Below are 12805 nucleotides of genomic sequence, written 5' to 3'. Positions count from 1 at the left end.
AGATGTGTATCAGAGACAGGGCCTGGGCAAAGCCGAAGCCCCCACCCCGGCCAGGTTCCAGACCGGTGAAACCGCCGAGGAGCGCAACGCCCGCCTCGCCACCTACGTGGCCGTGGGCGCGGTGGTCCTCGTCGCGGGGATGAGCGGCACGGCGGTGGCGCTCCGGGACGCGCGGCGCAGGCATAAGCGACGGGGGGAGGGCGGATCATGGACGCGCTGGCCGAACTGAACGTCCTCGGCCTCATCCTGTCCGCCGTGCTGCTGGCCATGGCCTGCGTCAAGGCGGACCGCGTCCGCGCCTGGCGCGCCGGCATCAACCCGTCGGCCGAAGAACTGCCCGACGCCGCCTTCGTAGCCGCCCGCGTCGTGTTCGTCGCCCTGGCCGGCGTCGGCATCTACCTGTGTGTGCAGGGCTTCAACGTCTCCGATGACACGACCTGGGACGACGCCGAGTTGACGACTGCCGTGCAGGGCGCCACGGACGCCTTGGACGGCAGTTCCGGCTTCGGCGACATCTACGCCGAGGACGACGACACCGGCTGGATCGACGAATACGCGACAAAAATCGAGCAGAAGGTCGTCGAGCACGGTGGCGGCGACGCCCCGCAGTACGGCGTGACAGCGACGCCCGCCGACTCGAACTCGGCCTCCGAGGCGCGTTACACGGTCACCGGCGGCGACTCGGCCTTCTGCATGCAGGCCACCCGCACCCGGTCGAAGGACGGGGACTATGAGCCGCCGGGAATCGGCGGAGGTCAAGGGACGGTGACGGTCCCTGCGTACGACTTCGCGGTGACCACGCGTGAGGGCGGGTGCTGACCTCGTGGGGCGGCCCGATTCCGTCCATCTTGTAACTCGCATACCACGAAGTTCAGTTGGTTGCGTCTCACACGTTGACTACAGTGGTTGATCGAGTGTGCCGATCGGGTCATCACCTGTGCACCGCTCAATGACTTACAAACGGGGAACGGGGAGGGAAGGCATGCTGCCTGCGGAGGGTTTCAAGGTCGGCTTGGAGGCGCTGGGAACCTTCAAGAAGCGTGTCGATGCCGTGCTCTCCACGTTCGAGGGCTCACCCGGCAGCCCTCAGAAGATCGCGGCGCACGCCCTCTCCCAGGCCTCCTTCAGCGGCTCGGGCGGCTTCGCCGAGGCCAAGGGCCTCCACAGCCAGTACGAGCGCGTCCACGAACGTCTCACCGCACTCTCCAAGAACCTGGGCCTTCAGATCGAGGCGATGCAGATCGCCGTCATGGGCGCGGGCGGAAACTTCAGCAACATCGACGAGGAGGAGCGGCGGCGGTTCTGGGCGATCACGGCGGACATCGGCCGTCAGCAGCTTGAAGCGAAGCAGGAGAGGGAAGCGGCGGAGGCGGCGAAGCAGGGCGCGTCCGCGCCGAAGGACACCGACGAGCGGACGGTCACCTACTAGTGAGCGACAAGCAGAAGCCCCAGGAATCGCACCAGGCGGAGAAGGAGCAGGCCGCGGCGCAGGTCAGCGCCATCGACATGGTGAATGGTGCGACGGGGATCGCCCAGTTCCTCCCCTTCGGCTGGAACGTCCCCCGTGTCTTCGGCAAGACGAACTTCGAGGGCCACGAACTGAACGCCATGATCGACATGGTCGAGTCCGCGAAACCGGAGGACTTGGAACTGGCGGGCACTGCCCTGCTGAACGCCCAGACCGCCATCGAAGAGGCAGCCGAGGAACTCGAAGGCCACATCACCCGGGTCGACTGGGAGGGCGAGTCGGGCGAGGCATTCCGCAAGTGGGGCGCCAATCTCGTCATCCACGCGCGCAAACTCGCCGCCTTCGCCGACGCCGCCGGCACCCAGGTCACGGCAGCGGCCACGGGCCTCGCCTCCGTCCGCAGCGCCATGCCGCCGCGCGACACCCGAGAGGACCCCAAGGCGGTCGCGGACATTCCGACGCCCAAGCAGATCGAAAGCAACGCGGAGTACGCGGCTGCGGTCAAGGCCGAGAAGGACCGCCAAGAGGCGATCAACCAGATGAACCGGCTGGCGTCCTTCTACGCGGTGTCGGAAGAAATCATGGCGGCGCAGGAGCCGCCGACGTTCGAGCCTATGCCGGATGTGGGGGTGCCTAAGCCGGATCCGAGCTATGGGTTCAGAATCGAAGGAGGGCAAGGCACTGGGGGGCTAGGGTCCGCGCACCAGTCCCTGGTGGCTGCACATGACTCCTCGAGTACGACGACGGGGCACGCGCGGTCCGGAGACCCTACGCCGCCGCTCAAGCAAGTGGACGCCCCGACCGTTTCCTCGGATGCGAACATTGGCACAAAGATCGACAGCGTGGGCACCCTGCCGTCGCAGGAAACCACGAGGCCGTCGACCAATGCGGCGCCGACGATGACTGGTCCGAGTGGCGGCAACGGTGGGACAACCTCTCCCCTTCCCTCCGGTACGGTTCCTCCCGCCCTCAGCAGGCAGGCAGGCCGCGCCTCAGACTTCGCCGGAGCGAACCGCAACAGGGCCCCGATCTCGACTCAGGGTCGTACAGGCACTTCGAGCGGCACCATCGGCGGTCGCGGCACCATCGGCCCGATGGGGCACGCCCCCACCACGGGGCAGTCAGGTGCTAGAGGTGGCAGCGCTTCCCCGATGGGCCGAGGCGTCTCCGGCGGAATGCCACGCACCGTCGGAGGACCAGCGAGCGACCGCGCGGGCGGTGCGAGTTCCACAGGTGCGGCGCGCGGTAATGGTGTTGTCGGAGGAAGGCCCGCCACGGGTCCTCAAGGGGCGACCGGTTCCAAGGTCCCGCGCGGTACGGTCGTCGGCGCCGGCGGCAACACGGGCTCCCGTGCTCCCGTCGGGCAGATCGGCCAGCGCGGAGTGATCGGGGCGCCGAACTCCACCCCTGGCGCTCGTCCGGGCCAGACTGCCCGCCCTGCCGCAGGCAATCCCGACGGCGTCGTCGGTACACCCAAGGGGCAAGCCCCGGCAGCGAGGAGCGGTGGGCCAGCCGGAGGTGGCGCAGGCGCCCCGCACGGCCGGTCGGGGAATCGACGAAACACGAACCGCAAAGACCGTGAGGGTAAGACTCATCCGGACACCCCACGACGCAACACGCCACCAGTGACTGACTGATAACAGCGAGGATCTCCAGAGGCATGACAAGGACCAGCCCACGTGGCGGATTGACTGCGTTCTTCGCAGGACGTGCCGGAGGACGGGTGTCCACCGCATGCGCGGCACTCGGTGCTTTCGCAATCATGTCCTCGGGGCTGGCTCCGAGTGCGGTCGCCGCAGACATTCAGTCGAAGCAGTGGTACTTGGACGCGATGCACGCCGAAGCCATGTGGAAGATCAGCACAGGCAAAGGAGTCAAAGTTGCCGTGCTTGACACCGGCGTGAATCCGGATACACCTTCCCTGAAGGACCAGGTACTCGCAGATGAGGTGCCGAAGGGGGTCTCGTACAAGGCCACCGAAGACTACAACGGCCACGGCACCAGCATGGCGGAGTTGATTGCCGGTACCGGCGCCGGAGGTGGGCTGCAGGGCTTGGCCCCCGGCGCGAGAATCGTCCCCTATCGAGTGCTCTCCAAAGGCTTGAGCAGCACCGTCAAGAAAGAAACACCTGCTGTCGCCGATGCGATCAAGGCTGCGGCTGACAGTGATGCTCAAATCATCAGCATGTCCATCGGCAGTGACATCATCGACCCGGATGTGGAGAAGGTCGTCAAATATGCCCACTCCAAGGGAAAGCTGATGTTCGCCGCTACCGGAAATGATGCTGAATCCAAAAACTTCATTGACTATCCAGCCGCCTATCCCTACGTAGTGGGGGTGGCTGCCGCGGACGACAAGGGGAACGTGGGCGGCTTCTCGGAACACGGAAGCTATGTTGACCTGGCTGCTCCAGGTCTCAACGTGCCCTATTGGTGCGACGCGACATTCCGCTCGTATTGCGACGGCGGCGATGGAACGAGTACGGCAACGGCCATCGCCTCCGCCTCAGCTGCCCTCATCTGGTCCGCCCACCCCGACTGGACGGCCAACCAGGTCCTGCGCACCATGATTGATACAGCTGGCCGCACCTGGGCGAAGGGCGAGCGGAGCAACTACGTCGGCTACGGTGCCGTCCGCCCCCGCAAGGTGCTGGAGAACAGCGACATCAACCCGGGGTCGGCCGCCACCGACCCCCTCAGCTTCGAGAACGGAACCGGCGTCACGGGCGTCACCCCCTCCCCCTCCGCTCCCGCATCAACCTCGTCACAGGCCCCCAAGAACCCTTCTGGCGGCCAGACTTCGGCGGCAGGATCGACCTCGGAGTCGTCCGGCAACACCACGATGTGGGTCGCTTTCGGAGCCGCAGGGGCGGCCGTGCTGATCGGGGGCAGCGCCTTCGCGGTGATCCGCTCGCGGCGAAAGACATGACGACTCACGCACGTCAACCGGTCACACAGGACCTCTCCGACGCAGTGACGCGCTCGGAAATGAACCACAGCTCTTACGAAGGGGAGTGCCGAAATGGTCGACCGCAAGCTTAATGAAGGCGACGTACAGAGGCTTCAGACCGAGGTTGTCGATCGATACGACAACATCAGGGGATCGCTCGCGAAACTGCAGAGCACGATCGACATGATCGAGAAGGCCTGGAGGGGGCAGGGCGCCCAGGCGTTCAACACGAAGCAGACGGAAATCAACCAGCACATGGTCGCGATCGGCAAGATGCTCGACGACTTCCTCGAGGGCATCAACCTGAACAAGACCGACAAGCGCAACCTCGAAGACCAGATCGAAGCCGATCTCAAGCAGATCGCGGTCGACGATCTCGGTGGAAAGACTTCGGCGCTCAACAGCTACTGACGCTACTGACGAGCCATCGGCGGCAGTGAGCCGCACCGCGGTCCGGGCGGCGCAGTCCGGTCGAAATTCTGCACAGAAACGAGGGAACATGTCCGGAGCACACTACGACGAACTCGCCGTCACCTACGGCACCATGGATGCGCTCGCCACGGAGCTCGGCAATCAGGCAAAGAAGCTCGAGGAGGACCTCGAGGCCCTGAAGCAGGCCGTGCTCAACGTGTCCGCGGGCTGGGGCGGCGAGGCGTACGAGGAGTTCCAGAAGAAGTCCAAGCAGTGGGACACCCACGCACGGGGCATCCACCAGGCGCTGGTCAACATCTCACAGCGAGTCAGCACCGCCGGCGGTGACTACCGAGGCGGCGACCTGAAGGGCGCCAGCTACTTCCAGTAGGAGCGCACAGTCTGCAAAACCAGGGTGGGCACGCACGGGAGGTGCCCACCCTGCATAGCATCAAAGCAGCCAAGGCTACTCCCTGTTGGGTGAAAGGGAGAGTGGTGCGCCAGCGCAGTGTCGTGCGGCTCCGGATGAGTCGTCGCCGCCGAGGCGGCGGAGCGCCTGGACCAAGCAGTGGCCAGTATTGTCAGGTGGTCGGCAACCCTGTTTGAGTCGACGCTGGCGGTGCGCAGCTGCATCGCCAAGCACACGTGCGTGTTTGCACACGACGTGGCCAGCGGGTGGAACCCGAAGCTCTTCTTCCAAGGCGTTTCGTTCACCGGTTCCCGCCGGGGCGTCCCATCAGCGGTGCGCCGAGCAGACCTACCAAGTAGGCTTTCGGCGTCTTCTCGTCCTGATCAGCTGGTACGGAGTCCACGATGCCCAAAGCTCGCTCGTCCGCAGCAACATGGAGTCTCTCGGCCGTAGCCGCCTGCACGTTGCTCGCAGGGTGCTCGGCATCGGTGCATGCCGGAAAGTCCACCACGCCGCAAATGTCTGCGGACAAACTGGCCACCATCGTCGCCGAAAAGCTCGCCGCAACAACGGGTAAGCCCAAGCCGGACATCACCTGCCCCGAGAACCTTGCTGCCAAGGTCGGTACGACCACCCGGTGCAAGCTCACAGCAAAGGACGGCAGCACCTTGGGCGTGACTGTCAAGGTGACGTCCGTCGAGGGAGACCAGATCAACTTCGACATTAAGGCCGACGAAACGGCTTCGTCGGCGGCGAATTGACGAGCTTGTCCTTCACCGGCCCAAATGCGCTTTGTGCGGAGCTATGCCGAACTTCACAATCCGTGGCTGCGGGGATCTGGGCAGGGGCAGGAGTCGGTTGCCGAGGCGAGATGGCTTTCGGATGAGCTCTGGCCGTGCGGTGTTGGTTGTGATCGGCGGAGCAGTGTCCGTTTTCGTCGTAGTCTGCAGGGTCAAATCGCGTCCGCTTTGACTGTCCGCTCAACGGTTATCGATTGGATGTATTAAGCCGCTCGTTCAGACCTGAGAGCGGCGCCAAGCATCGGCGGTGAAGCGGTAAGGTGCTCATGTAGCTTGCGTGATGTACCCAGTGGTGTGAAGCCTAGAGTGCGCGAATGTGACGGGGGATTGTTTTATGGGATCCGGAGCCGGTGGCGAACAAACACTCGCGAGCTCGCCGAGCGACAAGAAGCGCGCGGCGAAGTACCTGGAAGAGGAACTGCTGCCGGATACACAGGCTGCTGCCCGCATCGCGGAGGGCGGTGGAGCGGTGCAGCCGCTTTACGTCGCCCAGGCGCCCCCAACCAGCCTCCTGATCAAGCCGGACACCGGACTGAAAGGGTTCTCCGGCTGGGCCTTGGAGCACGGTCTCTCCGATGTGCTGACCGTCTGGCACGGCCAGGCGAACCGGCTGATGGGGCGGTTGCGGCAGGAGATGAACGGGCTGCACGGCACGAAAAACATCCTTCAGAGCCAGGACACGGCCGTCGGCGCGCAGGTGGCCGGGGTACGGCTTCCAAGCAGCTTCGACGGAATGTGACAGGGCCAGCAATGGCGCTGAACTACCACGACGTGATGACAATCGATCTGTCTCCGCTCGCGGACGTGTCCAAGGCGTGGAAGAGGATGAGCGATCGCTTTGGTGAGCTGAAGACCGACTATGAGAAGCATGTGCAGAGTGTTCTTGGCAATGGGAATTGGCAGGGGCTCGCGTATGGCGCGCAGCAGCACTACGCCTCGGCCACTGCTTTCGAGTTCGGAGCAGCCCAGGCAGAGGCGCTGGCCATCGCCAGTCTTCTTACGGATGCACACACCGAGCTGACCCGCCTGCAGAATGCGGTCAGGGACCTTGTGCAAGACGCGGAGAAGAAGGACTACAAGGTCGACAGCTCCGGCAGGGCGACCTATGTCGGGTACGACAACCTCACCGAACAGGCGAAGTACGCCCTCCATCACGACCCGGACTACCCCGTGCTGTTGGCCGATGCCCGTGAGAAGGCACAGGACTGGACTGACGACATCGCCAAGGCGGTCAAGGCCATCGACGAGGCTGACCAGAGCGTCAAACGCGCACTAGCCCGCGCGACGAGCGATGGTTCAGCGGACGGCATCGGATTTGGCGGATTTAACGCGCATGCAGAAGGTGACCTGGCGAAGGCAGGTAAACCGGACCCCAAGACAAAACCCGACGGATGGGTCTCCGAAGGCGAGTCCGAAGCCTCCGGCCCCGGCGTCGGAACATCGGTCACCGGGCCCGATACGGGGGCCGGCAAGTTGAGTGAGGCCGAGGCGCATGCCGACCTGGGCCGCGCGAGCGCGGAGGGCTCACTCGCCAACGGGCCGATGAAGCTCGCCGGGGAGGCCGAAGCCTATGCGGGCGCTAAAGTCTCCGCGGCCGGCGGCATCACCAATGAGGGCATCCAGGGCGAAGCAGGCGCCTTCGCCGGTGGCGAAGCCTCTGCCAAGGGACGCACCGACCTCGGCCCCGTCGGCGTGTATGGACGGGCGGAAAGCATGGTCGGCGCAGAGGCCGGTGCCAACGCGGGAGCTGGTCGCGATGGCGTGCAGTTGGGCGGCGAGGCGTTCGCGGGTGCGAAGGCCGGTGCCTTCGGGGGTGTGGACATCGGGGGAATCGGAGTGGGCGCCACAGCCGAGGGTTGGGCTGGGCCTGGTGCTGAGGCAACGCTGAACTTTCACAAGGACGCGAACGGCACATGGCGCTGGGTCCCCCAAGTGGGTCTCTCTCCAGGTGTCGGTGGGGCCCTGGGCTTTGAGGTCACCGCCGATCCGGGGAAGATCGCCAATACTGCCGGCGATGCGGCCGACGCCGTGGGCGATGCCGTCGGATGGGTCGCTGACGGGATCGGTGGTCTGTTCTGATGCACGCCCTCGCAGACCCACTGCCGCAGTAAGGATGGCCTGATATGCCCACGGCTCTGCCCGTACCGATTCAGTTCGAACTGCCGGAAGGCTGGCGTGCCGCACCGCCGGATGCAGTCGGCGCCCCGGAGGCCTCTTTCGTCGCACTGCACCCGCAACCGGATGCCCGATTCACCGCGAATATCGCGATCGATGGTGAGTACCGCCCGGACGCAGCGAGGCTGTCTGCGATCGCCCACGAGTCGGTGGAGCGCTTGAGCCAGGCCGTCATGTCGGTCAAAGTCACTGGCCACCGTGAGATCGGCTCAGCGGACGCACCCGGCTTCACGCAGACGCTGGCGGTGTCGGCCATTGTCGGGGGTGTGGCCCGCGACCTCGTGCAGTCGCAGGTGTACCTATCCATGGTGGATGTCGCCGATCCGCGTAAGCGGGCAGTGATCCGCCTGGTCCTGACCGCCACCGCATCTCAACATCCCTATGTTCTCGGCGACTTCCAGGACTTCGTGCGCACGGTCCGCCTGGATGCCGACGCGGCTCCGTAAGCGTCCCCGCAGACGGTGCGTACTGCACCTGCAACCTGAAACGTCGTAGTTTGACTTCATGGGCTTCTTCAACAAACTGACCGGAATCAAGCACCCCCCGGGTCGGCGAGGCTGAATGAACTCACTGGCCGCATTCCGGTGAAGAGCTGACAGCATTTACGTATGCCCTGATGAAATTGAGCATGTCCGCACCTGCCGCCTCGTGGTGCGTCACTCTGACGGTAGCCCACATCGGCGCGCGGACCGCATTCGCCTTCGTGCAATCGATCTTTCCGACGGCTCCAGTCGAGGAGTAAATGTACCGGCCCTCGTTGCTTCGCCGATCCTGCGGGTCGACTCCGAGCGCAGACTGCGCGACATCGCTTGCCGTTGTCTCGATCTCCCAGCGCTCCGTGCTGGCCGAAAGGACTGACCTGCCGTCGACGTGAATGCGGCAGCGCTTGGTGCTTGCCGAGGACTCCGGCTGTTCGGTTAGCTTTTCGCCCTTCGTGAGGGCCGACTCCAGTACACTCTGCGGAACGTTAGTTCGGCAGAGTGACCTTGGTTTTTTGTATTGCGTGTCGAATGATCAGCACGCTGCGATACACGCAATGCGGTCACGGCGGAAAAAGAGGTACCAAGGGCGCGATTTGTCGACCGCGCGGCATTTCGGATCATCTTCTTGGATGTGATCGACTGGCTATGTAATCAATGGTGCAATTAACTGACTGCATGGCTACAAGGCGCCTGCCGTACATTCATCCGATTTCTCGACTTGCTTGGTGTACGAGATAATTAGGCGTTTCATGGATTCGGCGTCCCTATGTTTTGAGCCCGATGCTTGCATGATGGTGTACAGCTCTTGTTTGTACTTGGTGTCAACGCAGCCTCGAGTTTTTCCAAGTGCTTCGTATTCGGAGTACTGGAACCTTCCTGAGTCTGCAGAATGGCGGGTCATGTCGAGGGCTTGCCTGGCTGCAACGAAGGCAGTCGTATTACCCTCATCTAGCCATACCTGACTGGTGGTGAAAATCAACTTTCTGTCCACAATGACCTCACACCCCTTAGCTCCAGAGTAGGAATTATCCTTCACTCTGATCTTCTGTCCTGTTGGAAGGAAGGGGGCAAGGGCGTCGCTGTTTACGGTAGTTCCGCACAGAGTTCTAGGAATCGCATATTCGCGCTTCTGTTCAGCACGACCGCATCCCGTAATCGCCAAGGTGAGAGTTGTGAGTATGGCTGCTGAGATCAGACTGTACTTTCGGAGGGCCGTTCGGTCGGGTTTCATGTTGGTCCTCTATCAGGCCGAAGTGATCAGAAGACGGTTAGGCTTCCGGGGGCTTGCCCTTCGATAATTGCTCGTGAATTTAGATAGGCCCTGATGCGCGGCCTTGCGTGCAATCATTCTTCCTGCATCGTCGACATCGAGTGAATTATGTCCTTTGGCTGCGGCTCGCGCTCCATCTTCTGCGATCGTGCCATTCCTTGCCTAGCCTTCATTTCAGAATTGCCCACCAGTCTTAGCCAGTGCGCGTTGCAGCCCAACCGTTTACCAGCGACGTCGACGAAGTTCTCGAACAGGTCCTTCGTACGTGGGGCGCTGGACTCTCCGATGGCCGAGGTGTAGTCCTGCCCAAGCTCGATGGAGAAGTACGTCGGAGTGCCCGCGCAGTCGGCGACCACGTGCCGGGTGTCGAAGCCCGACACCTGGTGGCCCGCCACCCGCGGGTGCTCCTTGTATCCGGGCGAGGAGCGGATGCCCGCGACAATGTGCGGCTCCTGGGTCACGGCGTAGGTGGCGTGGCCCGTGACCTCGCACGACCAGGTGGAGCTGGTGCGGTCCTGGACCATCTCCCTCACCTTGGTCTGCCCTTCCGGTCCTGGGAACTCCAGGATGGCGAGGCCGCACACCACGCCGTCCTGACCTGGCGCGCCTCTGGGGCGGCGAGGGTGTCGGGGGTGGTGAGGGGCTGCTAGGCCGCGCAGTCCGCCCGCTCTGCCGCGGTGTTGGCGACCTCGGTCAGGAGCCACGAGCCTGCGGCATCACAGGTTCAACCTCAGTATCTGCCTCAGCTCAACAGATCCAGAGTGACGAGAGTGCCACCCACGAAGATCCAGATACCACCCATGATCCGGAGCGTCACCGAGGTCCCAATCATCGGCACAAAGCGGGAAGCGAACTGATACACCCGATCCGCGAGCCCCATAATATTCAGCGCAAAAAGCCAACCGAAAATGAAGAAGATCAGCGGCCCTGGGTCGATATTGAACACTATTCATCCGATCCGGTCTCTGTCTGCCAACGCGCCTTGGCGTCACTGTATCCGCCGCCGATCTCGGCACCCAGGCCCAGCCCGAGTCCGTACGAGACGGTGTTGACGCCTTCACCCCTAGAGTTGTCCGTTCCGATTGCTGTCTGATGACTCCCATACAGTCCGGCGCCAGCTTTAAGGGATGCGCCTTTATCCCACCCCTTTCCTTCGAGTTGGCTAATGTCGTCAGCGTTACTCTTGAACGTCCCAACGGTTCCGGAAAAACCCAAATCCATTCCAGAAGAGGAAACTGATCTCGAGGTCAGGACTCCGATCTGTAGCCTGTCATCAGGAGTACGAGTTCCCGCCAATGAGATCTCGTACCCGATGCCTCCGCCGCCCCAGCCGACGCCCGCGCCAAGGGTAATGCCCTGCGTTTTGTTATACCCGGTTGCGCCTGCGATGCCTTCGATGGTGGCGTTGAGGAACTTCGTGCCCAGATCTCCCGGTTTTGTCAACCCTTGGACGCCATTGCTGATACCTCTGATGATCGTTTTCAGCGTGTCATCTTCCGATTCTTTCTCCTTGTTCCTCCGCTCGGACTCAGCTTTTCTTTCTGCTTGCTCCTTCTTGAATTCATCTTTGTATGTCTCGATGTCGCCCTGGGCCTGGCCGTTGAAGCCGGCGGCCGTGCCGTCCTTGGTGTCCGAGTCGATCACGACGGCATTGAAGGCGATCTCGACGCCCTTGTCGGCGTCATCCATGTCCTTCACGAGTTGGTCGATGCGGTCCTGCCAGGACCTGACGGCCTTGCGCACGCTGTCCTGATAGTCAGGGTCGTGGTGGTAGGCGGTGCGCGTGCCCTGGCTGAGCCTTTCGGTGTCGAAGGAGACCACTCCCTTGTCCGACACTCTCATGCCGGCGTCAGTGGCCTCCTGACGGGCCGTCCTGAGCTTGCTGCGCAAGTCCACGAACTGGACGTGCGCGTCGCGTAGGAGTGAGGCGACCGCCTTGGCCTCGGTCTGGGCGTTCTGGAGTTCTTGCAGCGTGATGTCGAAGCGGCGGTTGGCGGCTTCCGCGCTCAAACCCATCCAGGTCTGGCCGATGGAGATACCGTGCACATCGCGTTTGTAGGCCTTCTCCTGTTTGTGGAATTCCCCCGCCATTTCGTCCCAGCTGTCGGCGGCTGTGGTGAGCGTGGACAGATCGGTCGTCATGATCTCGTGGTACGTCGGCATGGGTCCCCGTTGTGCGCGCGAGTGCAGCGATCGGTGGCGAGAGCGGTCGGCAAGGAGATCAGTACCCGTCGAGGCTCGACGACTTACGTACTCCGGCGCCGACTCCCAGGTCGGTGTTCTGCAGCACGATGTTGGTGCTCCGCAGAGCTTCCTTTTCCGATGCGAGACGGTTCATCAGATTCTGAACCTGCTCGCCCCATGTTTTGTGTGCCTTCTTGAGGGCTCCCGACGTGACCCACCCATGACCGTTCTTCGCGGCGAACGCCTTGACGGCAGCGTTGGTATCGTCATCCGCCCAGTCACCTGACTTCCGGGTGTCGGGCTCGATGTACTCCTCGATGGCCCGTGCAGCGGCCTTTTTCTCCGAGGGACTTGACGCCAGGTCCTCCTGACCGCCACAGGAACCCATTGAGGGGCCCGAATCAGCGGGGTACTGGTTCAGTCGCATGCCGACGCCATGTGCAGCTGCGCGACCGTCGCCGTACTGCTCTGCGACAGGCTCCGTCATGGTTCCTTGCCCTCATGTGTGGTCGATTGACGTGCGCCCGTCAGGCTAGCAACTTGGCCATCTCCTATGGGTGACAGGAACCATCCCCGCTGCCCACAGACTTAGTAGTCCAGCTGTACCAAACCCGTCTGCACCAACGGCCTCCCCCTACGCCGAGACACAAAGACCC

15 protein-coding genes and 1 pseudogene are annotated in these 12805 nt (G+C 63.2%); 11 read left to right on the top strand and 5 right to left on the bottom strand.

Features of this window, described 5'->3' with window-relative positions:
- The 11 genes and pseudogenes from C1J00_RS25970 to C1J00_RS25920 all read left to right on the top strand — a co-directional run.
- Positions 1-229, top strand: a pseudogene (locus C1J00_RS25970) (hypothetical protein); the annotation flags it as partial.
- Positions 208-819 (top strand): hypothetical protein, encoded by a 612-nt coding sequence (locus C1J00_RS25965; protein ID WP_180989703.1) that lies wholly within the window; start codon positions 208-210, stop codon positions 817-819. The pseudogene C1J00_RS25970 and the gene C1J00_RS25965, both read left to right, overlap by 22 nt.
- Before the next feature lie 163 nt (positions 820-982).
- Positions 983-1429: a DUF2563 family protein gene (locus C1J00_RS25960; protein ID WP_180989702.1), complete on the top strand. Its 447-nt coding sequence runs from the start codon at positions 983-985 to the stop codon at positions 1427-1429.
- Positions 1429-3105 (top strand): hypothetical protein, encoded by a 1677-nt coding sequence (locus C1J00_RS45475; RefSeq protein ID WP_180989701.1) that lies wholly within the window; start codon positions 1429-1431, stop codon positions 3103-3105. The genes C1J00_RS25960 and C1J00_RS45475 overlap by 1 nt, the downstream gene beginning before the upstream one ends.
- 125 nt (positions 3106-3230) lie before the next feature.
- Entirely contained in the window at positions 3231-4397 is a 1167-nt protein-coding gene (locus C1J00_RS25950; protein WP_281262771.1) for a S8 family serine peptidase, read from the top strand.
- A gap of 93 nt (positions 4398-4490) precedes the next feature.
- Positions 4491-4829, top strand: a complete 339-nt coding sequence (locus C1J00_RS25945) for a WXG100 family type VII secretion target (protein ID WP_102911458.1) — start codon at positions 4491-4493, stop codon at positions 4827-4829.
- 88 nt (positions 4830-4917) lie between these two features.
- Positions 4918-5220, top strand: coding sequence for a WXG100 family type VII secretion target (locus C1J00_RS25940; RefSeq protein WP_062929397.1), 303 nt, complete (start codon positions 4918-4920; stop codon positions 5218-5220).
- A 422-nt stretch (positions 5221-5642) separates the two neighbouring features.
- Positions 5643-5999, top strand: a complete 357-nt coding sequence (locus C1J00_RS25935; protein ID WP_102911457.1) for a DUF4333 domain-containing protein — start codon at positions 5643-5645, stop codon at positions 5997-5999.
- Between the two features lie 373 nt (positions 6000-6372).
- Positions 6373-6777, top strand: coding sequence for a hypothetical protein (locus C1J00_RS25930; RefSeq protein WP_102911456.1), 405 nt, complete (start codon positions 6373-6375; stop codon positions 6775-6777).
- 11 nt (positions 6778-6788) lie between these two features.
- Positions 6789-8117, top strand: a complete 1329-nt coding sequence (locus C1J00_RS25925) for a hypothetical protein (RefSeq protein WP_102911455.1) — start codon at positions 6789-6791, stop codon at positions 8115-8117.
- A 44-nt stretch (positions 8118-8161) separates the two neighbouring features.
- Positions 8162-8659 (top strand): hypothetical protein, encoded by a 498-nt coding sequence (locus C1J00_RS25920; protein WP_102911454.1) that lies wholly within the window; start codon positions 8162-8164, stop codon positions 8657-8659.
- A gap of 715 nt (positions 8660-9374) precedes the next feature.
- Here C1J00_RS25920 and C1J00_RS44755 read toward each other — a convergent pair.
- From C1J00_RS44755 to C1J00_RS25900, 5 genes are all read right to left on the bottom strand, one after another.
- A complete protein-coding gene (locus C1J00_RS44755) occupies positions 9375-9926 on the bottom strand; it encodes a hypothetical protein (RefSeq protein WP_146046259.1) in 552 nt (183 codons plus the stop codon).
- 113 nt (positions 9927-10039) lie between these two features.
- Positions 10040-10489: a hypothetical protein gene (locus C1J00_RS25915; RefSeq protein ID WP_146046258.1), complete on the bottom strand. Its 450-nt coding sequence runs from the start codon at positions 10487-10489 to the stop codon at positions 10040-10042.
- 218 nt (positions 10490-10707) lie between these two features.
- Positions 10708-10911 (bottom strand): hypothetical protein, encoded by a 204-nt coding sequence (locus tag C1J00_RS25910; RefSeq protein WP_102911452.1) that lies wholly within the window; start codon positions 10909-10911, stop codon positions 10708-10710.
- On the bottom strand, positions 10911-12107 hold the full coding sequence (locus C1J00_RS45470) for a hypothetical protein (RefSeq protein WP_180989700.1): 1197 nt from the start codon (positions 12105-12107) through the stop codon (positions 10911-10913). Before C1J00_RS45470 ends, C1J00_RS25910 begins: the two co-directional genes overlap by 1 nt.
- A 79-nt stretch (positions 12108-12186) precedes the next feature.
- Positions 12187-12636 (bottom strand): hypothetical protein, encoded by a 450-nt coding sequence (locus tag C1J00_RS25900; RefSeq protein WP_102911451.1) that lies wholly within the window; start codon positions 12634-12636, stop codon positions 12187-12189.
- Positions 12637-12805: the final 169 nt, after the last annotated feature.

Source organism: Streptomyces cahuitamycinicus (assembly GCF_002891435.1).
In the GTDB taxonomy this organism is placed as follows: Bacteria; Actinomycetota; Actinomycetes; order Streptomycetales; family Streptomycetaceae; genus Streptomyces; species Streptomyces cahuitamycinicus.
Note: the sequence above shows the minus strand (reverse complement) of the source record. Positions and strands in the feature narration are given on the sequence as shown.